The organism is Streptomyces sp. NPDC058662 (assembly GCF_042716255.1).
Classification (GTDB): domain Bacteria; phylum Actinomycetota; class Actinomycetes; order Streptomycetales; family Streptomycetaceae; genus Streptomyces.
Genome location: NZ_JBHXRU010000012.1, coordinates 1 through 25,343, shown reverse-complemented (window position 1 = coordinate 25,343; position 25,343 = coordinate 1). Strand labels below are relative to the sequence as shown.

Genomic DNA, 25,343 nt, shown 5'->3' with positions numbered 1-25,343 from the left:
AACGGGGGGAGCGCGATGCCGCGTCTCAAGAATCTGGTCGTCGTGGTTCCCGGGATCGGCGGCAGTGTGCTGCGGACCGCCGAGGGCGCCGCGCGCTGGGACGAGCACCGCCGACGGCTCGTCGGCGCGGCCTTCCGGCCGGAGCGGCTCGGGCTGGACCGGCACCCGGACCTGGTACCGGTCGGGCTGTTACCGGACATCACCGTCCTCGGCCCGTTCGTGGTCCCCGGCTACGACCGCCTGGTCCGCGGGATCCGCAACCACTTCGAGGACGTACGGGTGGACGTCGCCGTACCCGGCCGCGCTCCCGACACGCGGGCCGACCTCGTCCTCTTCCCGTACGACTTCCGGCGCAGCGTCCAGCACACGGCCGAGCGGCTGGCGGCCGACATCGCGGCCCGCCTCGACGGCGAGCACCCCGGCGCACGCCGCCGGCGCGTGATCGTGGTCGCGCACTCCATGGGCGGCCTCGTCGCCCGCTACTGGACGGGCCCGCTCGGCGGGGCCGCGGACTGTGCGGCGCTGATCACCCTCGGGACACCGCACCGGGGCGCCCCCAAGGCCCTGGAGGTCCTGGGGAACGGGCTGTCCGTGAGCGGCCGGAGGCTGTCCGGCCTCACCGGCGTGCTGCGCGGGTGGCCGTCCGCGTACGAACTCCTGCCCCGCTACCCGATGGTGGGCGGTGGCGCCGGAGAGGAGCCCCTCAGCCCGTACGAGGTGGCGGCGGGAACCATCGGGGACGCGTCGTTCGCGGCACGGGCGAAGGACGCCTTCGCCGTGCACCAGGACATCGAGACGGCCTGGACCGCCCTGCACCGTGGCCCCGGCGCCCCCGAGGTCACGGCCGTCTTCGGGCGCGGCCACACCACCTTGCAGCACGCCCTGCTCTCACCTGCCGGGCTGACCGTGCTCAAACAACCGGCGCGTTGGCTGCCCAACGCGGACTGGCACGGCGACGGGACGGTCCCCGCCATCTCGGCCATTCCGATCGAGCAGGACGGCATGGGCGCCCGCAGGGCCGTGGCGGAGCGGCACATGGGCCTGGCGTCCTCGTCGGTGGTGGTCGACGTACTGGCCGAGTACGCGGGTGAGTCGCTCGATGCCGTCCGGGGGGACAGCCCGGACGAGCCGTGGCTCGGGCTCGACCTGGAGGAGGCCGTCGCGACCGGCGAACCCGTGCCGATCGGCGTGACGCTGCTCGGGGCGCCGGCCGACGAGCGGACCCGGGTACTGGTGCGGGCGCGCCCGCACGACGGCCCGAAGGGGGCCGGCACGCGCTGGCTGCCGTGCACGGCGACGGGCGACGGTACGTGGGCCGTGGCTCTGCCGCCCCTCGGCTCGGGGACGTACACCGTCGAGGTCGCGGCGACCGGGGTGCCGGCGGTGGGACGGCTCGCGGCCCGGGACGTCCTGGGCGTGCTCGACCCCGGGGAAGCGGAAGCCGGCGTGCGGCGGGAGGCGGGCGCGTGACGACCGCCTGGCGCCGGTGGGCGGGCCACGACGCCCGAACCCTGATCGAGTACGTCCAGCGGCGCCGCCAGGGGGAGCACACCCGGGGGACGCCCGCCGACCTGCTCGGCACCGCCATGCCCGCCCCCGGCGTCGGGCCGCCGCTGGACCGGGCCCGCGCGCTGTACGAGGCCTTCGCCGCCCTCGGTGTCCAGTACGCCGACGAACCGACCACCAGCGATCCGGGCCGGCAGACCGTCCGGCCCCCGGACCAGGTCCTCAGCCGGCCGCGCCACGGCACCTGCCTCGACCTCGCCGTGGCCTTCGCCGGCGCCTGCCTGGACGCCGGACTCCACCCGCTGATCGTCGTCCTGGCCGGTGCGCGGCCCGGCGATCCGGCGCACGCGCTGGTGGCGGTGTGGCTCGACGGGAACTGGTCCAACCGCGCCCACCGCGACTACCGGGGCGACGAGGAGGACCCCGACTGGAACACGCTGCCGCCGGACTTCACCGACCTGCTCGCCGAGGACGAGACGTCCGGCGGCGCGTTCGCCGCCGTCGACATCACGGGCGTCGCCGCCCGCGCCGACGCGCTCGACCCCCGGCGGCGGGTGCGCCAGACCTGGGACCAGTCGGTCGCGTACGGCGCGCAGCTGCTGCGGGAGGCGGCCGAGGACCGCTGGACGGTGACGCTCGACGTGGGACTGGGCTACGGGCACATCGAGCCCCACCCCCTCCCCCACCGCCCCACCACCGACGTGCTGGCACCCCCCTACCTGCCGGTGCCGCAGGACGAGGGGGCGGACAGCGGCCCCCTGCGGCTCCTGTGGGCCCGCCACGACGCCATCCGCTTCCACCCCCGGGACGAACTGGACTTCCTGCGGGACTGGTTCCAGGCTCCGGACCCGCTCGGACCGCGCACCCGGATCGCCCTGCTCCACGGCGTCGGCGGCGCCGGCAAGACCCGCCTGGCGGCGGAGCTCGCCCACCAGCTGGCGGGCTCGAACTGGTACGCCGGCTTCCTCGTCCGCGACCCCGACCCCCAGGACCGGGCCTGGCTCAGCGAGGTCGAGTCCCCGCTGCTGGTGGTCGTCGACTACGTGGAGGACCGCAAGTCCGCAGACGTCATCAACGTCCTGCGCACACTGCGCCACCGCACGGCGCCCACCTGCCTGCTGCTGACCGCGCGCACCGTGAGCGGCTGGTGGGAGGAGGAGATCGCGGTGGCCCTCAAGGAGGACGGCCACCCGTACGTCCTGCACGACAGCGCCCTGGCCGCCCGCCACCCGCGCCAGACGGGCGTCTACCGCGCGGCGCTGCGCTCCTTCGGCGGCTCCGAGGCCGCCGCCCTGGGCCACCAGCCGCCCCCGGACCCCAACTCCGGCCGGTGGACCACGCTGGACCTGGTGATGCTGGCCTGGCTGGACGCCCAGCCGGGGAGCGCCGGCAAGACACCGGAGTCGGAGGAGAAGCTCTACGAGCGGATCCTCGACCACGAACTGGGCTACTGGGTCCGGGCGTACCAGTCCCAGATCGGCAAGCCCTCGCAACGGACGAAGGCGGTCCTGCGCGAGGCGGGCGCCTGCCTCAGCCTGGTGGCCCCGACGGCGGAGCGCCTGGACCACAGCCTCAGCGCGATCGGGGAGCTCGCCAAGGACGCCGGCCGCCGGGACCAGATAGCGGCCCTCTTCGCCGACCTCCTGCCCTCCACCCCGGAGGACGGCACCCTGGCCGTCCGCCCGGACCCCCTGGGCTCCCATCTGGCGGCGTCCGTGTTCGGCGCCGACCACGCCCTCCTGCGCGACTGCCTGCGCGCGGCGGACGAACGCGAACGCCTGAACGCGTGCGTGAGCGTGTCCCGCTTCTCCAGAGCGGACGGCGGCTCGGCCGCCACGGACATCGCGCACGCCGCCCTGCGCGCGGTCCCCGACCTGTGGAGCCCGGCCCTCGGAGTCGCCGCCACCCAGGGCGGAGTCTTCATCCGTGCCCTGGAACGCCTGGCGACGGCGCAGGACACCCCCCTGCCCCTGGCCGAACTGGCCGCCACCGTACCCACGGGCCACAGCACCCTGCGCGGCCTCGCGCTGATCGCGACCGAGAGCTCGAAACCGGACGACTACGCCGACCCGTCGGAGGCGGCCCGGATGGCCCGGGCCGTGTGGCTGAACAACCTCTCCGTTCGGCAGAGCGACACCGGAGACCACACCGCCGCCCTGGCGTCCAACATCGAAGCCGTCGAGCTCTACCGGACCCTGGCCGACGAGGACCCCGCGACCTTCCTCACGTACCTCGCCGGGGCCCTCAACAACCTGTCCAACCGGCAGAGCGAATCGGGAGACAGCGCCGCGGCCCTGGCCTCCGGCGTCGAGGGCGTCCGGATCCGCCGCGCCCTCGCCCGGGACAACCCCGGCTCCTTCCTCCCCGAGCTCGCCTCCTCACTCAACAACCTCGCCATCCAGCAGAGCAGCACCGGCGACCGCACCGGCGCCCTGGCCTCCATCACCGAGGCCGTTCGTATCCGCCGCGCACTGGCCGAGGAGGTCCCCGAGGTCTTCCGCGCCGACCTGGCGTCCTCCCTCAACAACCTCGCCATCCAGCAGAGCGAGACCGGCGACCGCGCGGCCGCCCTGGCCTCCAGCACCGAAGCCGTCCAGCTCTACCGCACCCTCACCGAGAAGAACGCGGCCGCGTTCCTCTTCAACCTCGCCGGATCCCTCAACAACCTCGCCAACCAGCAGAGCGACACGGGGGACCGCCGCGCCGCGCTCCGGTCCATCAGCGAAGCGGTGCGGCTCTACCGCACCCTGGCCGACGAGAGCCCCGCGGCCTTCCTCCCCGCTCTCGCCTCCTCGCTCAACAACCTCTCCAACCAGCAGAGCAACACCGGGGACCGCCCCGCCGCGCTCCGGTCCATCACCGAAGCCGTCGAGCACTACCGCGGCCTCACCCGCGCGAATCCCGCCTACCGTTCCCACCTGGCCTCGTCCCTCAACAACCTCTCCGTCCAGGAGAGCAACGCCGGGCAGTTCACGGCGGCCCTGGCATCCATCACCGAGGCCGTCGGCATCCGCCGCACTCTGGCCGACGAGAACCCGGCGGCCGCCGGGCCCGACCTGGCCGGATCCCTCAACAACCTCGCCAACCGGCAGAGCGAGACCGGGGACCTCACATCGGCTCTGGCCTCCAGCATCGAAGCCGTCACACGCTACCGGGCCCTGGCCGAGGACAACCCCGCCGCCTTCCGCCCCGACCTGGCCTCCGCCCTCAACAACCTCTCCATCCAGCAGGGCAACACCGGCCTGCGTCGCGCGGCCCTCGCCTCCAGCACCGCGGCCGTCCGGATCTACCGCGCCCTGGCCGAGGACAACCCCGCCGCCTTCCGCCCCGATCTCGCCGGGTCCCTCAACAACCTCGCCGTCCAGCAGAGCAGCACCGGCGATCACGAGGCGGCGCTGGCCACCACCACCGAAGCCGTTCTCATCCGGCGCGTTCTGGCCGAGGAGAACCCCGAGGCCTTCCTTCCCGAACTCGGCTCCTCGCTCAACAACCTCGCCGTCCAGCGAAGCAACATTGGGGACCGCGCGGCGGCGCTGGCAGCCAGCGCCGAATCCGTCCGGATCTACCGCGCCCTGGCTCACCGCAACTCCGTCTTCCGCGTAGAACTCGCCGGTTCCCTCAACAACCTCGCCGCCCAGCAGGGCGACGTACGGGACTTCACCGCCGCCCTCGCCGCCGGCACCGAAGCCGTCCAGCTCTACCGCGCCCTCGCCGGGGACAACCCCGTCCTGCTACCCGACCTCAGCGCCTCCCTCAACAACCTCTCCATCCAGCAGAGCCACACCGGCGACATCGAGGGGGCCCTCGCCTCCAGCGCCGAGGCTGTCCGGCTCTACCGCTCGCTCGTCCCCGACCACCCCGTATTCCGTGCCGACCTCGCCGGGTCCCTCAACAACCTCTCCATCCAGCAGAGCAACAGCGAAGACCACGAGGCAGCCCTCGCGTCCATCACGGAGGCTGTCGGCATCCGGCGCGCACTCGCCGCCGACACGGTCTTCCTCCCCGACCTCGCCGGGTCCCTCAACAGCCTCTCCAACCGGCAGAGCAACGTCGGGGACCACGAGGCGGCCCTCGTCTCGGTCACGGAAGCCGTCCGGCTCTACCGCACCCTGTCCCGAGGCAATCGCGTCTTCCTGCCGAGGCTCGGCGGCGCACTCAACAACCTCGCCATCCAGCAGACCCGCGCGGCGGCCCGGCCGGCGGCCCTCGCCTCCAGCGCCGAGGCCGTCCGGATCTTCCGGACCCTCGCCGATGAGGATCCGACGGCCTTCCTGCCCGAGCTCATCTCCGCCCTCACCACGCTCTACCTGCACGGCACGGACGCCGGGCACGTGGCCGAGGCCCTCCGCCTGTCCGAGGCGGCCGTCGCGGGGCTCCCGACGGGTTCCCAGGCGGAACTCCTCGTCCTGCGCGCGCGGTGGCGCCTCTCGCTCGAAGACCACGCCGGTGCGGCCGCGGATCTGCGCACCGCCGTGGAACGCGCGGCCGCCACGACGGAGCCGGCCTGGGCGGGCCGGTCCCGCCGCGCCGTCCGGGGCCTGGTGGCGGCACTGGGGCAGGACGCGACCCGACGGCACATGCCGGCCCTCGCCGATCCCGACCTGCCGCGCTGGGCGAAGGACGGCCTCCCCGATGAAGCCACGGACCTGTTCAACGACTGGCTCGCGCAGACGGGTCCGATGGACCAGATCGCCTTCATCCGCCGGCGCCACCAGCTCCTCACGACCCCGGAAACCCTGGACGCCCTCGGTCTCGCACGATCCCTGTACCCGGAGTCACACGGACTCGTACACCTCGCCACCGTGCTGCGACTCGCGGCCGAGCAGGGACTGGAGCCGATTCTGGAAGAACTCCGCACGACGCACGCCAGGATGACTCTGATCGGCGAGTGGCTCGCCACCCGCACATGGCAGGACGACCTGGAGTTCCTGACCCGCCATCCCGAGCTCACGGCCGACCCCCGCGTGCGGTACCTGCTCGGGCAGCAGGCGGTCGACGACCCCACGTCCCACCAGCATCTGGCCATCCTCCAGCTCGCGGAACTGCTTCCGGTCCCGGACGTCTACGACGCCGTCACCGACCCCGCCACGGCGCACGACACAGCGGTGGCCTTCATCGAAGAAGGCCGTCCCGAAGCACTGCACCCCCTGCTCGCCGCCTCCCCAGCCCTGACGAGCATGCCCTTCACCGGGGCGTACCTCCTCGCCGTCCACCTCCTGTTCGACGCCACGCCGCACCCGTCACCGGACTCCGCCACGGATCCGGACCCCGGCCACCGCGTCCGTACCCCCGCGGAGCTCATGGCGCGGGCCGCCCAACAGGCCTCCGAGGTCCAGCGGGGCGCCGGCGCGGCACGGCTGCGCCGCCTCGCCCAGCGCCGCCCGGAGCAGGCCCCGGCCCTCCTCGAACTCGCCGACCTCCTCGGAACGGCTCCCCCGCAAACCCCGGCGGAAGCCGACCCCGACCGCGGCTGAGACGGGCCCCCGCCGGAGTCCGGAAACGCCAAAGCCGCAGGTGAGTCGTTTCTTCACCTGCGGCTCGCAGTGGGGCGGGTGGGACTCGAACCCACGGCCGACGGATTATGAGTCCGCTGCTCTAACCGGCTGAGCTACCGCCCCTTCACGGCGTGGCGCGTACATGTGTGCGCGCCGTCTGCCGCAGCATAGCCGCTCATACGATCTCCTGCCTCGGATGCCTCGCATGATCGGCTTCGCCTGTTCAGAGAGACCGCGCCGAGGGCTGCCCGGTTCCCCGCCGGGGCAAAAAAGAAGAGGACCCGAGGGCCCTCTTCTTCCTTGCTCCCCCGGCTGGACTCGAACCAGCAACCCTCCGGTTAACAGCCGAATGCTCTGCCAATTGAGCTACAGGGGACCGCGCTCCCCCGACTGGACTCGAACCAGTAACCTGCCGGTTAACAGCCGGCTGCTCTGCCAATTGAGCTACAGGGGATTGCTGCGGTGCATCGAACAGCCCACCTCCGGCCTTGCCGGGGGGCGAGCGTCCGCTGCGAGTCATAGATTAGCGCAAGCAGGGGGGTGCTCCGCCAATCGGTATCGAGAGCAGGCCGGGCACCACACGACGAAGGGTGACAGGCATGCGGTACAAGGTCACGTTCGCGGTCGGACTGGCCCTCGGGTACGTGCTCGGAACACGGGCCGGACGCGAGCGGTACGAGCAGCTCAAGAAGTCCGCGCGGGAGGTCGCGCAGAACCCGGCGGTGCGCAACGCCGCCGAGACCGCCGGGCAGAACGGGCGGGAGTTCGCCGGGAAGGCGTTCACCGCCGTGAGCCAGAAGGTGGGGGACGTCGTACCGGAGTCCCTGGCCGGCCGGGTCCGGGGACTGCGCGGCCGGGTCGGCGGCGGCGAGGACGACTGGGGCACCAGTAACACCTGAGGCGACTGGGCACCCGTAACACCTCAGGCGCCCGAGGCGGCGGGAGCCGTCGAAGCCACGGCCGCGCGGGGCTCCCGGGACTCCCGGGGCCTCCGCGGCGGTGGAGACCGGCGCGGCGTGCGGCAGAATTCTCCGCATGGGGATAGTCGCCGGGCTGGACAGCTCTTCCGCCTTCACTCGCATCGTCGTCTGCGACACCGAGACGGGTGCCGTTCTGCGCCAGGGGTACGCGCCCCATCCACAGCCGGCGGGGGAGCCCGAGGGCTCCAGCCCCCACGAGACCGACCCGCAGGCCTGGCTGCTCTCGCTCGGCGAGGCCGCCGGCGGCGGGCTGCTCGAAGGCGTGCAGGCCATAGGGGTCTCCGCGCAGCAGCACGGCCTGCTGCCGCTGGACGCGCAGGGCAACCTCGTGCGCCCCGCCCTGGTGGGCAACGACCGGCGCGCCCAGGTCGCCGCCGCCGACCTCATCGACGCGCTCGGCGGCCGGCAGGCCTGGGCCGAGGCCGTCGGTTCCGTGCCGCACGCGGCGCAGCCGGTGGCGAAGCTGGCGTGGCTGGCCCGTACCGAGCCCGAGGCTGCGCGCCGGGCCGCCGTGCTGATGTCCCCGCACGACTGGCTCGTCTGGCAGCTGCTGGGCCGCCCCGCCCGGCGCACCACGGACCGGGGCGGCGCCTCCGGCACCGGGTACTGGTCGGCGGCCACCGGGGCGTGGCGCCCCGACCTCGTCGAGCTCGCGCTCGGGCACCAGGCGCTGCTGCCGGAGGTACTGGGCCCCGCCGACTCCGCCGGGACCACTCCCGAGGGGCTGCTGATCTCCGCCGGCACCGGCGAGACCATGGCCGCCGCCCTCGGGCTGGGACTGGGCCCCGGCGACGCGGTGGTCTCGCTCGGGGCGTCCGGGTCCGTGATGGCCGTGCACCGCGAGGCGCTGTCGGAGCCGGGCGGTCTGATCACCTCCCTGGCCGACGCCGGCGGCATGCACCTTCCGGTGGTGAACACCTCGAACGCCGTACGGGCCCTGCGCGGCACCGCCGAGCTGCTGGGCACCGATCTGGAGGGGCTGTCCGACCTCGCGCTCAAGTCGACGCCGGGCGCGCACGGGCTCGTACTCCTGCCGTACCTGGAGGGCGAGCGGACGCCGAACCTGCCGCACACCGCCGGGACCCTGTCCGGGCTGCGCCGGGACTCCATGAAGCCGGAGCACCTGGCGCGGGCCGCCTTCGAGGGCATGCTGTGCGGGCTGGTGGACGCGCTGGACGTGCTGCGGTCGCGCGGGGTGGAGATACGCCGGGTGTTCCTGCTGGGGGCCTCGGCCGGGCTGCCCGCCGTACAGGCGGCGGCTCCGGGGCTGTTCGGGACGCAGATCGTCGTACCGGCCCCGGCCGACTACGCGGCGCTGGGCGCGGCGCGCCAGGCGGCATGGGCGCTCGGGGTGCAGCAAGGGGCGCTGTCCCCGCACACGCCGCCGCTCTGGCCGTCCCCCGCGGCGCAGGTGTTCGAGCCCGATGAGGACTTCCCGGCCTGGCAGGCGGTGCGCCAGCAGTACATCGCGACGCGGGAGGAGATCCACCCGGGCGCGTTCCAGGCCCAGCCCGGGGCGTTCTGAGGTCCGGGCGCGGGGCTTCCCGGGCGCGGGGCTGCCGTCCCGGGACCGGGGTCGCGGGGGCCTCATCCTTTTGACCGGGCTTTGCGAAATCCGTTGGGGATCGGGCCACCGGTTGGCTCAAGATGGGTTGAACCCCCTCGATCTTGCCGACCGGAGCCTGCGCGTGCTCATACGACTTCTGCGGACCCATCTGGGCCCGTACCGTAAACCGATCGCCGCGCTGGTCCTGCTGCAGCTGCTGCAGACCAGCGCGAGCCTCTACCTGCCCACCCTGAACGCGGACATCATCGACAGCGGCGTCGTCCACGGCGACACCGGCTACATCCTGCGCTACGGCGCGCTGATGCTCGGCGTCTCGCTCGTCCAGCTCGTCTGCAACGTCGGAGCCGTCTACTACGGCGCGCGCACCTCGGCCGCCGTCGGCCGGGACATCCGCGCCGCCGTCTTCGACCGCGTGCAGAGCTTCTCCGCGCGGGAGCTCGGCCAGTTCGGCGCCCCGTCGCTGATCACGCGTACGACCAACGACGTCCAGCAGATCCAGATGCTGGTGCTGATGACCTTCACCCTGATGGTCTCGGCGCCGATCATGTGCGTCGGCGGGATCGCCATGGCGCTCTCGCTCGACGTGCGGCTGTCGGGCGTACTGCTCGCGGTGGTGCCCGTGCTCGGCCTGTCGGTCGGCGCCGTCGTCTTCCGGACGCGGCCGCTGTTCCGGCAGATGCAGGAGCGCCTGGACACCGTGAACCGGGTGCTGCGCGAGCAGATCACCGGCAACCGGGTGATCCGCGCGTTCGTCCGCGACGCGTACGAGAAGGAGCGGTTCCGGGAGGCCAACGCGGATCTCACCGGTGTCTCGCTGGCCGCCGGCAAGCTGCTCGCGCTGATGTTCCCCACCGTGATCCTGGTCGTGAACGTCTCCAGCGTCGCCGTCATCTGGTTCGGCGCGATGCGCGTCGACAGCGGCGGCATGGAGATCGGCCAGCTGACGGCCTTCCTCGCCTACCTGATGCAGATCGTGATGTCCGTGATGATGGCCACCTTCATGTTCATGATGGTGCCGCGCGCCGAGGTCTGCGCCGAACGGGTCCAGGAGGTCCTGGACACCGAGTCCAGCGTGGTCCCGCCCACCGACCCGGTGCGCGAGCTCGCCCGGCACGGACTGCTGGAGCTGCGCGGCGCCGACTTCCGCTACCCGGGCGCCGAGGCGTCGGTGCTGCGCGGGGTGGACCTGGTGGCCCGTCCGGGTGAGACCACGGCGGTGATCGGATCCACCGGCAGCGGCAAGTCCACGCTGCTGGGCCTGGTCCCCCGACTGTTCGACGCGACCGGCGGCGAGGTGCTGGTCGACGGGGAGGACGTCCGCCGGCTCGACCCGGAGCTGCTCGCGCGGACGGTCGGGATGGTTCCGCAGAAGCCGTACCTCTTCTCCGGTACCGTCGCGTCCAATCTGCGCTACGGGCGCCCGGACGCGACCGACGAGGAGCTGTGGCGGGCCCTGGAGGTGGCTCAGGCCAAGGAGTTCGTATCCGCTCTGGAGGGCGGGCTGGACGCGCCGATCACCCAGGGCGGCACCAATGTCTCCGGCGGTCAGCGCCAGCGGCTGGCGATCGCCCGCACGCTCGTGCAGCGCCCGGAGATCTACCTCTTCGACGACTCCTTCTCGGCCCTCGACTACGCGACGGACGCGGCGCTGCGCGCGGCGCTCGCCCGCGAGACCGAGGAGGCGACGGTGGTCATCGTGGCGCAGCGGGTCTCCACGATCCGCGACGCCGACCGGATCATCGTGCTCGACGAGGGCCGGGTCGTCGGCGAGGGACGCCATCACGAGCTGATGGCGGGCAATGAGACCTACCGGGAGATCGTGCTCTCCCAGCTGACCGAGGCGGAGGCGGCGTGAGCGGGCCCGGTGGACGGATGATGACGGGGCCGGCCCAGCGGTCCATGGATTTCAAGGGCTCGGGCAAGCGCCTGCTGGGGCAGCTGGCGCAGGACCGGGCCAAGCTGTGGGGCATGGTCGTGGCCGTCGTCGGCAGCGTCGCGCTCACGGTGATCGGCCCGAAGATCCTCGGTATGGCCACCGACCTGGTGTTCGCGGGGATCGTGGGCCGCGGGATGCAGGACGGCCTCACCAAGCAGCAGGCGCTGGACGGGCTGCGCGCCCGCGGTGAGGACGGGACGGCCGACATGCTGTCCGGTACCGACTTCACGCCCGGCAGGGGCATCGACTTCGGTGCGGTCGCGGCGGTCTCGGTGTGGGCGCTGGTCGTCTTCGTCCTGGCCGGCCTGCTGATGCTGGTCGCCACGCGGCTGTCGAACCACGTCATGAACGGCACCGTGTACCGGATGCGCGAGGAGCTCCAGGCGAAGCTGTCGCGGCTGCCCCTGTCGTACTTCGACAGTCAGAAGCGCGGCGAGGTGCTGAGCCGGGCCACCAACGACATCGACAACATCGGCCAGACGCTCCAGCAGACGATGGGGCAGCTGCTGAACTCGCTGCTGACGATCGTCGGCGTGCTGGCGATGATGTTCTGGATCTCGCCGCTGCTGGCGCTGGTCGCGCTGGTGACCGTGCCGGTGTCGGTGTTCGTCGCGGCGCGGATCGGCAAGAAGTCGCAGCCGCAGTTCGTGGCGCAGTGGAAGACGACGGGCGCGCTCAACGCCCACGTCGAGGAGATGTACTCGGGCCACTCGCTGGTGAAGGTCTTCGGCCGGCAGAAGGAGTCCGCGGCGGTCTTCGCCGAGCAGAACGAGGCGCTGTACCGGGCCTCGTTCAAGGCGCAGCTGGTCAGCGGGATCATGCAGCCGGTGATGTTCTTCATCTCGAACATCAACTACGTGCTGATAGCGGTCGTCGGCGGACTGCGGGTCGCCTCGGGCTCCTTGTCGATCGGCGACGTGCAGGCCTTCGTCCAGTACTCGCGGCAGTTCTCGATGCCGCTGACGCAGGTCGCGTCGATGGCGAACCTCATCCAGTCCGGTGTCGCCTCGGCGGAGCGGGTCTACGAGCTGCTGGACGCGCGGGAGCAGGAGCCGGACGCCGAGGTGCCGGAGCGCCCGCACGCGCTGCGCGGCCGGGTCACGCTCGACAAGGTGGCCTTCCGCTACCAGCCGGACAAGCCGCTGATCGAGGACCTCTCACTGACGGTCGAACCGGGCCAGACGGTCGCGATCGTGGGCCCTACGGGCGCCGGGAAGACGACGCTCGTGAACCTGCTGATGCGGTTCTACGAGGTCACGGGCGGGGAGATCGCCCTCGACGGGGTGAACGCCGCGAGGATGACGCGGGAGGAACTGCGCGGCCGCATCGGCATGGTGCTCCAGGACACGTGGCTGTTCGGCGGCACCATCGCGGAGAACATCGCCTACGGGGCCTCGCGCGAGGTGACGCGCGCCGAGATCGAGGAGGCGGCGCGGGCCGCCCACGCGGACCGGTTCATCCGTACCCTGCCGGACGGCTACGACACGGTGCTGGACGACGAGGGCGCGGGGGTCAGCGCGGGTGAGAAGCAGCTGATCACCATCGCGCGGGCGTTCCTGTCGGACCCGGTGATCCTGGTGCTCGACGAGGCGACGAGCTCGGTGGACACCCGTACCGAGGTGCTGATCCAGAAGGCGATGGCGCGCTTGGCGCACGGTCGCACGTCCTTCGTGATCGCGCACCGGCTGTCGACGATCCGCGACGCCGACGTGATCCTGGTGATGGAGGACGGGTCGATCGTGGAGCAGGGCACGCACGAGGAGCTGCTGACCGCGGGCGGCGCGTACGCCCGGCTGTACGCGGCGCAGTTCGCGCAGGCGGTCGCCGAGGTCGACTGACCGGCCGCGACGCGGACGGGGTCGGGGACGGGGTCGGGGTCGGGTGGGGGCGTCCCGCGGGGCGCCCCCGGCCCGGCCGCTGTCAGTCCAGGTAGCCGCGCAGCTGGTCGGCGAAGGCGTGGTCGCGCAGCTTGTTGAGGGTCTTGGACTCGATCTGGCGGATCCGCTCGCGCGTCACGCCGAAGATCCGGCCGATCTCCTCCAGGGTGCGGGGGCGGCCGTCCGCGAGGCCGTAGCGGAGCTGGACGACCTTGCGCTCGCGCTCGCCGAGGGTGGACAGCACGGCCTCCAGGTGCTCGCGCAGCAGGAAGAACGCGGCGGACTCCATGGGCGAGGTGGCGTCGCCGTCCTCGATGAGGTCGCCGAGCGCCACGTCGTCCTCCTCGCCGACCGGCGCGTGCAGGGAGACGGGCTCCTGCGCGAGGCGGAGCACCTCCATGACCCGCTCGGGCGTCAGCTCCAGGTGGACGGCGACCTCTTCGGCGGTGGGCTCGTAGCCGCGCTCCTGCAGCATGCGCCGCTGCACGCGGATCACGCGGTTGATCAGCTCCACGACGTGGACGGGTACACGGATGGTCCGGGCCTGGTCGGCGAGGGCGCGGGACATCGCCTGGCGGATCCACCAGGTGGCGTAGGTCGAGAACTTGTACCCGCGGGCGTAGTCGAACTTCTCGACAGCCCTGATCAGCCCGAGGTTTCCCTCCTGCACGAGGTCGAGCATGGTCAGGCCCCGGCCCACGTAGCGCTTGGCGACGGAGACGACCAGCCGCAGGTTCGACTCGATGAGGCGGCGCTTGGCCATCCGGCCCATGACCACGAGCTTGTCGAGGTCGAGGGCGAGTCGGGAGTCGAGGTCGGGGGTGGTGCCCAGCTTCTCCTCGGCGAACAGGCCGGCTTCGACCCGGCGTGCGAGGTCGACCTCCTCGGCGGCGGTGAGCAGCGGGATCCGGCCTATCTCGCGCAGGTACTGGCGGAACAGGTCGGCGGAAGGGCCTGCTCCGCCCGTTCCCCCGGCCGGGCGGCGGCGCTGCGCCGGGACCGGTTCGACCAGTTCCAGTACCTCGGGCTCGTCGTCGTCCACGGCTTCGGCCTCTGTCCCGGCTTCTGTCCCGGCCTGCGTCCCGGCCGCGGCCTCCTCGGCCTCCGGGGACTCGCTCACGCTCACGTTCACGGTCAGGGTCTGGGTCTGCACGGGGGCGACCTCCAGGGCTCCGAGGACGGGGGCACCGCACCTCAGTGTGGCGTACGGCACATCACCGCCACGAGGGGCGTGCGAGCACTTTCTGAGTCCGGTGCGTGACCGATGGTTACCCCCCGTCGGGAACCCCGATGCCGATCGGACACATGTCCGACATGATCGACTCCGCGTACCGCTACGAACCCCTGCCCCAGAGCACGCCGCCGGGGCTCCCCCTTGCGCGCGGGCGGACGCCCGTCAGGGGGTGGTCTCGACGGGCTCCACGCGGACCGCGCAGACCTTGAACTCCGGCATCCGGGAGGTAGGGTCCAGGGCCGGGTTGGTCAGGTTGTTGGCGCGGCCCTCCCCGGGCCAGTGGAAGGGCATGAAGACCGTGTCCGCGCGGATGGCGTCGGTGATGCGGGCGGGGGCGACGGCGCGGCCGCGCCGCGAGGTGACCGCCAGCGGACTGCCGTCGACCGCGCCGATCCGGGCGGCGAGGCGGGGGTGGAGTTCCACGAAGGGGCCGGGGGCGGCGGCGTTGAGCTCGTCCACCCGGCGGGTCTGGGCCCCCGACTGGTACTGGGCCACCACCCGGCCGGTGGTGAGCAGCAGCGGGTACTCGGCGTCGGGGACCTCGGCGGCGTCGCGGTGGGAGACGGGGACGAAGCGGGCCCGGCCGTCGTCGGTGGCGAACCCGTCCAGGAAGAGGCGTTCGGTCCCGGGGGAACCCTCGGGGCAGGGCCAGAAGACGCCCTGCTCCGCTTCGATGCGGTCGTAGGTGATGCCCGAGTAGTCGGCCGGTCCGCCGGCCGAGGCGCGGCGCAGTTCGTCGAAGACCTCCTCGGGGGCGGTCGGGAAGCCCTTCTCGACACCGAGGCGTCCGGCCAGGCCGTGCAGGACCTCCAGGTCGCTGCGGACCCCGGACGGCGGGGTGAGGGCGCGGCGGCGGAGCAGGACGCGGCCCTCCAGGTTGGTGGTCGTGCCGGTCTCCTCGGCCCACTGGGTGACGGGGAGCACCACGTCCGCGAGGGCCGCGGTCTCGGAGAGGACGACGTCGGCCACGGCCAGGAAGTCCAGGGAGCGGATGCGTTCCTCGACATGGGCGGCGCGGGGGGCCGACACCACCGGGTTCGAGCCCATCAGCAGCAGGGCGCGGACGTCCGTGCCGAGGGCGTCGAGGAGTTCGTACGCGCTGCGGCCCGGGCCGGGCAGGGAGTCGGGGTCCACTCCCCAGACGGCGGCCACGTGCGCGCGGGCCGCCGGGTCGGTCAGCTTGCGGTAGCCGGGAAGCTGGTCGGCCTTCTGGCCGTGCTCGCGGCCGCCCTGGCCGTTGCCCTGGCCGGTGAGGCAGCCGTAGCCGGAGAGCGGACGCCCGGCCCGGCCGGTGGCCAGGCACAGGTTGATCCAGGCGCCGACGGTGTCGGTGCCCTTGGACTGCTGCTCCGGGCCCCGGGCGGTGAGGACCATGGCGGTGTCGGGGGCGCAGAACATCGCGACGGCTTCGCGGAGTCTGGGGACGGGGACGCCGGTGATGCGTTCCACCAGTTCGGGCCAATGGGCCATGGCGGCGGCCCGGGCCTCCTCCCAGCCGGTGGTGCGCTCGGCGATGAACTCCTCGTCCGTACGGCCCTCCGCGACCACGAGGTGCAGCAGCCCGAGGGCCAGGGCGAGGTCGGTGCCGGGGCGCGGGGCGAGGTGCAGGTCGGCCTGCTCGGCGGTGCGGGTGCGGCGCGGGTCGATGACGATCAGGGTGCCGCCGTTCGCCTTGAGCTCGGTGAGGTAGCGCAGGGCGGGGGGCATGGTCTCGGCCAGGTTGGAGCCGACGAGGATCACGCAGCCGGTGCGCGGAATGTCCTCCAGCGGGAAGGGCAGCCCGCGGTCGAGTCCGAAGGCGCGCTGGTGGGCGGCGGCGGCCGAGGACATGCAGAAGCGGCCGTTGTAGTCGATCTGCGAGGTGCGCAGGGCGACCCGGGCGAACTTGCCGAGCGCGTACGCCTTCTCGTTGGTGAGCCCGCCGCCGCCGAAGACGCCGACGGCGTCCGGGCCGTGGGCGCGCGCCGTGCGGGCGAGGCCGTCGGCGACGGCGTCGAGGGCCTCTTCCCAGGTGGCCGGTTCGAGCTGCCCGGCGCGATTGCGGACGAGCGGCTCGGTCAGGCGTACCCGGGAGGAGAGCACGGCGGGGGCGGTGCGGCCCTTGCCGCACAGCGCGCCGCGGTTCACGGGGAAGTCCGCGCGCTCCTCCACCGTCACGGCTGCGCCGTCCGGATCGGGGCGGAGCATCATCCCGCACTGCAGCGCGCAGTACGGGCAGTGCGTGGCGGTGGCGGTGGCGGCTGCTCCCGGGATGTGCATGCCCCCAGCCTGCTTCGGCGGTGTTACACGCGCCGCCGCCTCCCGTTACGGCTGGGGATGCGCGCCCTCAGCGCGTCCCTCCGCCCCCGGTGAGGCCCGACGCCTCCGACACGGCCTGCCGGGGCCGGGACCGGGGCCGGGACCGGGGCGGGGACCGGGGCGAGGACCGGGGCCGGCCGGGACCCGGGATCCGGGCCCCCACGGCCCCGCCCGGGACGCCGCACGGGCAAACCGGCCTGGAACCGGTCCCACTTCCCCGTGGCGAGGGCTCCCCGGCGCGGGGCCGGCGGCGTCAGTCCGCCAGAGCGGCCAAGACCCGCGAGACCCCTTCCTCCTTCTGCCCCAGGAACCTCGGCGCGGGCTTGAACGCCGCGTCCACCGCCGCCTTGCCCGCCGCGAAGACCTCCCGGGCGCCGCCGTAGTACCAGGTCGCGTCGTGCACGTCGGCCACCCCCACCCCGTATGCCTCCAACCCCGCGGCCTGGCACAGGGCCACGGCCCGGCGTATGTGGAAGCCCTGGGTGATCAGCACCGCCCGCTCGACGCCGAATATCTCCTTGGCCCGCACGCAGCTGTCCCATGTGTCGAAGCCCGCGTAGTCGCTGACGATCCGCTCGTCCGGCACCCCCTGCTCGGTGAGGTACCCGCGCATCGCGTCGGGCTCGTCGTAGTCCGCGCGGCTGTTGTCGCCGGTGACCAGCACCACCTTCACCTTGCCGGCGCGGTACAGCTCGGCGGCGGTGTCGAGCCGGTCGGCCAGGTACGGGGTCGGTCTGCCGTTCCACAGCCCCGCGCCGAACACCACCGCGACCTCCGCGGCGGGGACGTCGGCGGCGCCGCGCAACCGGTCCGCGGCGACCGCGTGCGTCCACGCCGAGGGCAGCAGCGCCAGCGCGCAGCCCGCCATGACGGCCCGCACCACCCGCTTGCGGGCCCGCACGCCCCGGAACCAGGCCGTCCACGAACTCCGCCGGGGCCGCACCAGCCGCCCCGCCCACCGCAGCCGCCGCGCCTCCCACAGCCGCCGCCCCGCCGGCGGGCGCGCCAAGCCCGCCTGCGCCTCAACCCCCGGCGCCGCCCCGACCCCGGCTCCCACCCCCGTACTCGTCCTCGCCCCCGTCTCCGAACGCCTCTCCGCCCTGCCCCGCGCCCCGGTCCATACCCCGGCCCGGACCCCGGTCCATACCCCGGCCCGCACCGTCGCGTCCGCCTCAGCCCGCGCCTTCGCCTTCGACTTCGCCCTCATGACCGCCCCCTCACGTCCCGCATTCGACCCCACTCGCACGGACTGACGAACGACCCCCGGCCCCCAGTTCCACCCCCACCCCCTTTCACCCGAACGAATGACCGAGTGAGCAGGCGGAAAACGCCCGTCATCCCGGCGCAACGCCCCGGCAACCTCCACCGCGCAGGATCGGTTCATGACGGAGCCGGTGCACCCTCCCGACAGCCAGACCCTCCCCTTCGGCAGCGCGGCCGAACTACTGACCCGGATCACCGCCCAACTCGGCACCCAGCTGGACGGAGTGCGCCCGCCCCGCGCCCGCCCCGCACCCGGCCCCACGGAGCTCCCCCATGCAGCCCACCCTCGTCGCCGTGGCCCACGGAAGTCGTGACCCGCGCGCCCCGCACACCGTCTCGGCCCTCCTCGACCTGGTCCGCGAGCTCCGCCCGCGGCTCGACGTCCGGCTCGGGCACATCGAGCTGAACCGGCCCCTGCTCGCCGACACCCTGGACGAGGCGTCCGGCGACGCGGTGCTCGTCCCCCTCCTCTTCGGGCGCGGCTACCACGTCAAACGCGACCTCCCGGCCGCCGCCGCCCGCGCCGCCCACCTGCGGAGCCGGGTCGCCGCCCCGCTCGGCCCGCACCCGCTGCTCGTCGAGGCCCTGCGCGACCGGCTCCTGGAGGCCGGCTGGACGGAGGGCACCGCCGTGGTCCTGGCCGCCGCCGGATCCCGCGACCCCGACTCCGCCGCCGACACCCGCCGCACCGCCGCCCTGCTCTCCGAACGCCTGGGCTCCGTGCCCGTGGTACCGGCCTACGCCTCCGCCGCCGCCCCGACCGTCCCGGACGCCCTCCGGGCGCTGGCCGCCCGAGGCCACCACCGGCCCGCTGTCGCCTCGTACTTCGGCGCCCCCGGCCTCTTCGCCTCCCGCAGCGCCGCCTTCGCGCCCGGTCCCGCCGCGGCTCCGCTCGGCGCGCACCCGGCCCTGGCCCGCCTCGTCCTGCGGCGCTACGACGAGGCCCTCGCCGAGCGGCGCCCCCACCTCGTCCCGGCCGCCGCGGCCACCGCGTGACGCCTGCGGCCCGCCCGTAAGGTTTCGGCCGTATTGCTCGGATTGTCAGTGCCTCCGGTTAACGTCTCCCCATGGAAGGCACCGCACCGGCAGACCCGTACGAGACGCACCAGCAGCCCGAGTCCCAGCTGTCCCACGACCCCCACGACCCCTACGGCCCCGCCGCCACCGAACGCTGGGACGCCGAGCCGGACAAGCGCCCCGGCCGCACCGCCTTCCAGCGGGACCGCGCCCGCGTGCTGCACTCCGCCGCGCTGCGCCGCCTCGCGGGCAAGACCCAGGTCGTCACCCCCGGCACGCGCTCGTACGACTGGGACGCGAGCCCCCGTACCCGGCTCACCCACTCCCTGGAGTGCGCCCAGGTCGGCCGCGAGCTCGGCGCGGCCCTCGGCTGCGACCCCGACCTGGTCGAGGCCGCCTGCCTCTCCCACGACATGGGCCACCCGCCCTTCGGCCACAACGGCGAGGAGGCGCTCAACGAGTTCGCCCAGGACTGCGGCGGCTTCGAGGGCAACGCCCAGTCCCTGCGCCTGCTGACCCGTCTGGAGCCCAAGCGCTTCGTGCCCGAGCCGGTGAGCGGCGAGCTCGTCAGCGTCGGCCTCAACCTCACCCGCGCCTGCCTGGACGCCGCGACCAAGTACCCCTGGGCCCGCGGGGACCACCCCACCGACCCCGGCTCGGTGAAGTTCGGCGCGTACGAGGACGACCTGCCGGTCTTCAGGTGGCTGCGCCGCGGCGCCCCCGCCGACCGCAAGTGCTTCGAGGCCCAGGTCATGGACTGGGCGGACGATGTCGCCTACTCCGTCCACGACTTCGAGGACGGCCTGCACGCCGGTCACCTCGACCCCAACCTGCTCTTCGCCGAGCCCGAGCGCGCCGAGATCTGGCGGGTTGCCATCGGCCGGTACGTCCCCGCCGACACCGCGCCCGAGGAGCTGCGCGAGGCGCTCGACCGCCTGATGGAGGCGGAGTGGTGGCCGCACGGGTACGACGGCTCGGCCGTCGCCCAGGCCCGGCTGAAGGACGCCACCAGCCAGCTCATCGGCCGCTTCTGCCTGGCCGCCGAGGGCGCCACCCGCGAGGCGTACGGTTCCGGCCGCCTCACCCGGTACGCGGCCGAGCTGGTCGTCCCCCGCGAGGCGCGCAACGAGTGCGCGGTGCTCAAGGCCGTCGCCGACCTGTACGTCATGCAGCGCGACGAGCAGGAGCGGATCCGCGCCGACCAGCGCGTCGTCCTGGCCGAACTGGCGGAGGCGCTCAGCGCCCGCGCCCCCGAGGGCCTGGACCCGCAGTTCCGGGCGCTCTTCGACACGGCGGCGGACGACAGGGCCCGCAAGAGGGCGGTCGTCGACCAGATCGCGTCCCTCACCGACGCCGCGGCCCGCTCCTTGCACGCGCGCCTCACCCAGCGCACGCGACGCGCCGAAGGGTGAGCTGATCGGGCCACTCCCCCTTCACGCGGCAGGCTCAGTGCGGGACGCTCGCATGTGGTCGCATGTGGCGGTGAGGTTATGAGGAGGCATCAGGTGGTCGACGCACACCGGACATTCGTCATCGTCGGCGCGGGGCTGGCCGGGGCAAAAGCGGCCGAGGCCCTGCGGTCCGAGGGGTTCACGGGGCGGGTGATCCTGATCGGCGACGAGCGCGACCATCCGTACGAACGGCCCCCGCTGTCCAAGGGCTACCTGACGGGCAAGGACGACCGGGACAGCGTCTTCGTCCACGAGCCGTCCTGGTACGCGGCCTCCGACATCGAGCTGCACCTGGGCCAGCCCGCGGTGCACCTGGACCGGGACGCGAAGAAGGTGGTGCTCGGCGACGGCACCGCCCTGCACTACGACAAGCTGCTGCTGGCCACGGGCGCCGAGCCGCGCCGCCTGGACATCCCCGGCACCGGCCTCGCGGGGGTGCACCACCTGCGGCGGCTGGCCCACGCCGAACGGCTGCGCAACGTACTGGGCACCCTCGGCCGGGACAACGGCCACCTGCTGATCGCGGGCGCCGGCTGGATCGGCCTGGAGGTCGCCGCCGCGGCCCGGGGCTACGGGGCCGAGGTGACCGTGGTGGAACCGGAGGCCACGCCGCTGCACGCGGTGCTGGGCCCGGAGATCGGCCGGCTCTTCGGGGACCTGCACGCCGACCACGGGGTGCGCTTCCACTTCGGGGCCCGGCTGACCGAGATCGTCGGCCACGACGGCATGGTGCTGGCCGCCCGCACGGACGACGGCGAGGAGCACCCGGCCCACGCCGTGCTCGCCGCGATCGGGGCCGCGCCCCGGACCGCGCTCGCCGAGACCTCCGGGCTGGCCCTCGTCGACCGTGAGCACGGCGGCGGGATCGCCGTGGACGCCTCCCTGCGCACCTCGGACGCGGACATCTTCGCGGTCGGGGACGTGGCCGCCGCCCACCACCCGGTGCTCGGTGCCCGGCTGCGGGTCGAGCACTGGGCCAACGCCCTCAACGGCGGCCCGGCCGCCGCGCGGGCGATGCTGGGGCAGGAGGTGGCGTACGACCGGGTGCCGTACTTCTTCTCGGACCAGTACGACGTGGGGCTGGAGTACTCGGGGTACGCCCCGCCCGGCGGCTACGACCAGGTGCTGATCCGGGGCGACGTGGGCAAGCGCGAGTTCATCGCGTTCTGGCTCTCGGACGGGCGGGTGCTGGCTGGAATGAACGTGAACGTGTGGGACGTCACCGAGCACATCCAGGCCCTGATCAGGTCGAAGGCGCCGGTGGACCGCGAGGCGCTGGCGGACCCGTCGGTTCCGCTCACGTCCCTGATCGGGTCCCAGGGGGCCTGACGGGATTGTCCGCGCCCGGCCGTAGACTTCACGCGTGGCAGGACGGATCAACGACGACGACGTGAAGGCGGTACGGGACGCGGTCCCGATCGACGCCGTGGTCTCCGACTACCTCCAGCTGCGCAACGCGGGCGGCGGCAACCTCAAGGGCCTCTGCCCCTTCCACGACGAGAAGTCCCCGTCCTTCCAGGTCAGCCCCAGCAAGGGGCTCTACCACTGCTTCGGCTGCCAGGCGGGCGGGGACACCCTCGACTTCGTCATGAAGATCGACCACCTCTCCTTCTCCGAGGCGGTCGAGCGGCTCGCCGGCCAGGCCGGCATCACCCTGCGGTACGAGGAGGGCGGCTACACCGCCGGCACCAGCGGCCGCGGTGAGCGCATCCGGCTGGTCGAGGCGCACAAGGCCGCCGCCCAGTTCTACGTGGACCAGCTGGGCAGCCCCGAGGCCGAGATCGGCCGCAAGTTCCTGGCGGAGCGCGGCTTCGACCAGGGCGCGGCCGCGCACTTCAGCGTGGGCTACAGCCCGGCCGGCTGGGACCACTTGACGCGCTTCCTGCGCGGCAAGGGGTTCAGCGACAAGGAGCTGATCACCTCGGGGCTCGCCCAGGACAGCCGCAGCGGAAAGCCCATCGACCGCTTCCGCGGCCGGCTGATGTGGCCGATCCGCGACATCAGCGGCGAAGTGGTCGGCTTCGGCGCGCGCAAGCTGCGCGACGACGACAACGGCCCCAAGTACCTGAACACGCCCGAGACGGCGATCTACAAGAAGTCCCAGGTGCTGTACGGCATCGATCTGGCCAAGAAGGAGATCGCGAAGACCTCGCGGGCCGTGGTCGTCGAGGGCTACACCGACGTGATGGCCTGCCACATGGCCGGGGTGACCACCGCGATCGCCACCTGCGGCACGGCCTTCGGCGGGGACCACATCAAGATCCTGCGCCGGCTGCTGATGGACAACGCGACCGCCGAGGTGATCTTCACCTTCGACGGCGACGCGGCCGGCCAGAAGGCGGCGCTGCGCGCCTTCGAGGACGACCAGAAGTTCGCGGCCGAGACTTCCATCGCGGTCACCCCCGGCGGAATGGACCCGTGCGACCTGCGCCTCGCGCAGGGGGACGCCGCGGTCTCCGGGCTCGTGGAGTCCCGCACGCCGCTGTTCGAGTTCGCGCTGCGGCACATCGTGTCCCGGCACAACCTGGAGAACCCGGCCGGCCGGGCCGCCGCGCTGGACGAGGCGGCTCCGGTCGTGGCCAACATCAAGAACATCGCGATCCAGCACGAGTCGGCGGTGCAGCTCGCGGGGATGCTGGGCATTCGCGACGAGCAGTTCGTCGTCAAGCGGGTCGCGCAGCTCGCCCGCTGGGCCCGGGAGCGCGGCAACCAGCCGCAGCAGCAGGGCCGGGGCGGCGGCCGGCCGTCCTACGAGGCCGCCCCCGAGACCGGCCGACCGGCCGGCGGCCCGGCCCTGAACCTGCGCAGCCCGGCCCACCGCACCGAGCGCGAGCTGCTGAAACTGGCCCTCCAGCGGCCGGCCCTGATCTCCCCCGCCTTCGACGCGTACGGGGCGGACGAGTTCACCGCGCCGCCGTACGTGGCCGTGCGCCAGGCCATCCAGGACGCGGGCGGCGCCTCGCTCGGTACCGAGGACTACGTGGCCCGCGTGCGCGAGGCCGCGCCGAACGACACCGTCCGCGCGCTCGTCACGGAGCTGGCCGTCGAGGCCATCCACGCCAAGACGGTGGACGAGATCTACGCGGGGGTCCAGCTGGTCCAGGTGCGGCTGCGCGCCGTCGACCGGCGGGTCCACGAGATCCAGGGCACGCTGTCCCGGCTCGGCCCGCAGGCCCCGCCGGAGCAGCTGGCCGCGGTGCAGGAGGAGCTGTGGGTGCTCCAGCAGTACGGGCAGCGGCTGCGCAACCGGGGCGCCGAGGGCCTGTAGCCCGCCTGCTCCCCGCGTCAGCGCGCGAGCCAGTCCCCGCCCGGTATCTCCGTTCCGGAGCGCCGCAGCTCGCGGGCGAGCAGCGGGGACGCCAGGTAGACCCAGGCCCGCACCCGTGTGCCGTCGGGGCGCAGGGCCTCGCGCGCGGTCCGGTCGTACACGTTCCCGGGGCGGCCCGGACCCCCGTACTCCTCCAGCAGGTCCAGCGCGGCCAGCAGCTCCGGGAAGGCGCCCGGGGCGGCGGTGACCAGCGCGCCGGCCACAAACGAGCCGGGGCGCTCCACCGCGAAGGGATACCCCGGACCGTCGTAGAGCGCGGTGTCCGGGAGCCGGGCCGGCTCCTCCGAGGCCGTGCGGCCGCGCAGGAACAGTGCGTGGTTGACCTCGCCGGGGCGCAGGGTCCCGTAGACGAAGAACGGCAGCGGCGCGCCGGGGTCGTTCGGCCGGACGACCGGTGTCACGGAGGCCTCCCTCGGATATGCGGACGGTCGGCGGGCCGCGGCCGCGGCCGCAGTCCCGGTCGCCCGCGCGCCACCACCGTACGACCCGCTGCGGCACGCGCCATCACCCGGACGGCGCGAGCGCCCCGGATGGCGGCGGTACCGTCCTTGACCTGCGGCGACGGTCCAGTGGAGGAGGGTGCGCGGCGGAGCTGACGGGCTGTCAGCAGGCGGGCGGCGCCCGGCCCGGGTTACCTCGGAACCACGTACCCGTGCCTCCAGGAGAGCCGCCATGCGCCGACGTACCGCCCACGCGCTGACCGCAGCCGCGCTGACCGCCGCCGCGTTCGCCTGCCCGGTCGCCGGCGCGGTGGCGGCGGCGGAGCTGGGCGCGGCGAGCTTCGCCCCCGGCGACTTCGCCGCGCTGGAGGTGTGGCCCAAGTCCGCCGCCGCCGGCGCCACGGTCACCGTGAACACCACCGCGTGCGGCAGCGGCGGCCACGCGGACGGCGATGCCAGCACGGTCGGCGGCGGCCGGTTCAAGCTGGTGCCGGGCACCCACAAGGAGGTGGTCGTGGGGCAGTTCCAGGTCGCCCACGGCACCCGCCCCGGCACCTACTCCATCGGCGCGACCTGCGCGAACGGCAAGTTCGCCACCGGCGACCTGGTCGTCACCGAACGCGGCCCGCAGGGCCACGTCCGGACCGGCGTGGGCGGTGGCACGACCACCACCACGAACCCGGCCAAGATCGCGGCGGGAGCGGCCGTACTGGCCGCGTCCGCCGTCGGCGGTACCTGGCTCCTGCGTCGCCGGGCGAGCGGCACGCGGAGCTGACGGACGCCCACCGCGGCCCCGGCCGCGGTCCGACCGGTACCGTCCCCGTCGCCCGCCCCCCCCGGTCCCCCCCGTCGCGGGGCCGGGCGACGGCCCCTCACCCCGAGAAGGTAGGCGAGGGGGTGTTACGCCTGGGGGGCGGATTGCGTTCCGGGCGGGGGCCGGGGCCGCAGCCC

General features: G+C 73.6%; 15 protein-coding genes and 3 tRNA genes. 11 read left to right on the top strand and 7 right to left on the bottom strand.

The annotated features are described in order from the left end of the window. The first annotated feature begins 15 nt into the window (after positions 1-15). Positions 16-1,470, top strand: a complete 1,455-nt coding sequence (locus ACFWUQ_RS07245) for a hypothetical protein (RefSeq protein WP_384534058.1) — start codon at positions 16-18, stop codon at positions 1,468-1,470. Beyond that, positions 1,467-6,980: a hypothetical protein gene (locus ACFWUQ_RS07240; protein WP_384534056.1), complete on the top strand. Its 5,514-nt coding sequence runs from the start codon at positions 1,467-1,469 to the stop codon at positions 6,978-6,980. The genes ACFWUQ_RS07245 and ACFWUQ_RS07240 overlap by 4 nt, the downstream gene beginning before the upstream one ends. A 70-nt stretch (positions 6,981-7,050) precedes the next feature. On the opposite strand, the gene ACFWUQ_RS07235 is transcribed toward ACFWUQ_RS07240, so the two are convergent. The 3 genes from ACFWUQ_RS07235 to ACFWUQ_RS07225 form a co-directional block, all read right to left on the bottom strand. Beyond that, positions 7,051-7,124: transfer RNA gene (locus tag ACFWUQ_RS07235), tRNA-Ile, on the bottom strand. 180 nt (positions 7,125-7,304) lie between these two features. Continuing rightward, positions 7,305-7,377 (bottom strand) — tRNA-Asn (locus ACFWUQ_RS07230). A 5-nt stretch (positions 7,378-7,382) separates the two neighbouring features. Beyond that, positions 7,383-7,455: transfer RNA gene (locus tag ACFWUQ_RS07225), tRNA-Asn, on the bottom strand. A gap of 145 nt (positions 7,456-7,600) precedes the next feature. Here ACFWUQ_RS07225 and ACFWUQ_RS07220 point away from each other — a divergent pair. From ACFWUQ_RS07220 to ACFWUQ_RS07205, 4 genes are all read left to right on the top strand, one after another. Then, entirely contained in the window at positions 7,601-7,900 is a 300-nt protein-coding gene (locus ACFWUQ_RS07220; protein WP_384534053.1) for a YtxH domain-containing protein, read from the top strand. Positions 7,901-8,036: 136 nt separating this feature from the next. After that, positions 8,037-9,506, top strand: a complete 1,470-nt coding sequence (locus tag ACFWUQ_RS07215) for an FGGY family carbohydrate kinase (protein ID WP_384534050.1) — start codon at positions 8,037-8,039, stop codon at positions 9,504-9,506. A gap of 163 nt (positions 9,507-9,669) precedes the next feature. After that, complete coding sequence (locus ACFWUQ_RS07210) at positions 9,670-11,403, top strand: ABC transporter ATP-binding protein (protein WP_384534047.1); 1,734 nt, start codon at positions 9,670-9,672, stop codon at positions 11,401-11,403. After that, the gene (locus ACFWUQ_RS07205) at positions 11,400-13,322 is read left to right on the top strand and encodes an ABC transporter ATP-binding protein (protein ID WP_384534045.1); all 1,923 of its coding nucleotides are present in this window, start codon (positions 11,400-11,402) and stop codon (positions 13,320-13,322) included. Before ACFWUQ_RS07210 ends, ACFWUQ_RS07205 begins: the two co-directional genes overlap by 4 nt. Before the next feature lie 82 nt (positions 13,323-13,404). On the opposite strand, the gene ACFWUQ_RS07200 is transcribed toward ACFWUQ_RS07205, so the two are convergent. The 3 genes from ACFWUQ_RS07200 to ACFWUQ_RS07190 form a co-directional block, all read right to left on the bottom strand. Next, positions 13,405-14,514: an RNA polymerase sigma factor gene (locus ACFWUQ_RS07200; RefSeq protein WP_384534042.1), complete on the bottom strand. Its 1,110-nt coding sequence runs from the start codon at positions 14,512-14,514 to the stop codon at positions 13,405-13,407. Between the two features lie 243 nt (positions 14,515-14,757). After that, complete coding sequence (locus ACFWUQ_RS07195) at positions 14,758-16,854, bottom strand: molybdopterin oxidoreductase family protein (RefSeq protein WP_384534040.1); 2,097 nt, start codon at positions 16,852-16,854, stop codon at positions 14,758-14,760. 292 nt (positions 16,855-17,146) lie between these two features. Then, the gene (locus ACFWUQ_RS07190; RefSeq protein ID WP_384534224.1) at positions 17,147-17,761 is read right to left on the bottom strand and encodes a vancomycin high temperature exclusion protein; all 615 of its coding nucleotides are present in this window, start codon (positions 17,759-17,761) and stop codon (positions 17,147-17,149) included. Positions 17,762-18,429: 668 nt separating this feature from the next. Here ACFWUQ_RS07190 and ACFWUQ_RS07185 point away from each other — a divergent pair. From ACFWUQ_RS07185 to dnaG, 4 genes are all read left to right on the top strand, one after another. After that, complete coding sequence (locus ACFWUQ_RS07185; RefSeq protein ID WP_384534037.1) at positions 18,430-19,152, top strand: sirohydrochlorin chelatase; 723 nt, start codon at positions 18,430-18,432, stop codon at positions 19,150-19,152. A 71-nt stretch (positions 19,153-19,223) separates the two neighbouring features. After that, positions 19,224-20,585 (top strand): deoxyguanosinetriphosphate triphosphohydrolase, encoded by a 1,362-nt coding sequence (locus tag ACFWUQ_RS07180; RefSeq protein ID WP_384534035.1) that lies wholly within the window; start codon positions 19,224-19,226, stop codon positions 20,583-20,585. Between the two features lie 93 nt (positions 20,586-20,678). Beyond that, complete coding sequence (locus tag ACFWUQ_RS07175; protein WP_384534032.1) at positions 20,679-21,953, top strand: NAD(P)/FAD-dependent oxidoreductase; 1,275 nt, start codon at positions 20,679-20,681, stop codon at positions 21,951-21,953. Between the two features lie 34 nt (positions 21,954-21,987). Further along, the gene (gene dnaG / locus ACFWUQ_RS07170; RefSeq protein WP_384534029.1) at positions 21,988-23,892 is read left to right on the top strand and encodes a DNA primase; all 1,905 of its coding nucleotides are present in this window, start codon (positions 21,988-21,990) and stop codon (positions 23,890-23,892) included. Positions 23,893-23,909: 17 nt separating this feature from the next. On the opposite strand, the gene ACFWUQ_RS07165 is transcribed toward dnaG, so the two are convergent. Further along, entirely contained in the window at positions 23,910-24,353 is a 444-nt protein-coding gene (locus ACFWUQ_RS07165; RefSeq protein WP_384534026.1) for a gamma-glutamylcyclotransferase family protein, read from the bottom strand. Between the two features lie 271 nt (positions 24,354-24,624). Between ACFWUQ_RS07165 and ACFWUQ_RS07160 the strand changes: the two genes are divergently transcribed. Next, the gene (locus ACFWUQ_RS07160) at positions 24,625-25,167 is read left to right on the top strand and encodes a hypothetical protein (protein ID WP_384534023.1); all 543 of its coding nucleotides are present in this window, start codon (positions 24,625-24,627) and stop codon (positions 25,165-25,167) included. The last annotated feature ends 176 nt before the right edge of the window (positions 25,168-25,343 follow it).

Coding starts and splice junctions, on each gene's coding strand:
- ACFWUQ_RS07245 (WP_384534058.1), top strand. CDS start 16: ATGCCGCGTCTCAAGAATCTGGTCGTCGTGGTTCCCGGGATCGGCGGC.
- ACFWUQ_RS07220 (WP_384534053.1), top strand. CDS start 7,601: ATGCGGTACAAGGTCACGTTCGCGGTCGGACTGGCCCTCGGGTACGTG.
- ACFWUQ_RS07215 (WP_384534050.1), top strand. CDS start 8,037: ATGGGGATAGTCGCCGGGCTGGACAGCTCTTCCGCCTTCACTCGCATC.
- ACFWUQ_RS07195 (WP_384534040.1), bottom strand. CDS start 16,854: ATGCACATCCCGGGAGCAGCCGCCACCGCCACCGCCACGCACTGCCCG.
- ACFWUQ_RS07190 (WP_384534224.1), bottom strand. CDS start 17,761: ATGGCGGGCTGCGCGCTGGCGCTGCTGCCCTCGGCGTGGACGCACGCG.
- ACFWUQ_RS07185 (WP_384534037.1), top strand. CDS start 18,430: ATGCAGCCCACCCTCGTCGCCGTGGCCCACGGAAGTCGTGACCCGCGC.
- ACFWUQ_RS07180 (WP_384534035.1), top strand. CDS start 19,224: ATGGAAGGCACCGCACCGGCAGACCCGTACGAGACGCACCAGCAGCCC.
- ACFWUQ_RS07160 (WP_384534023.1), top strand. CDS start 24,625: ATGCGCCGACGTACCGCCCACGCGCTGACCGCAGCCGCGCTGACCGCC.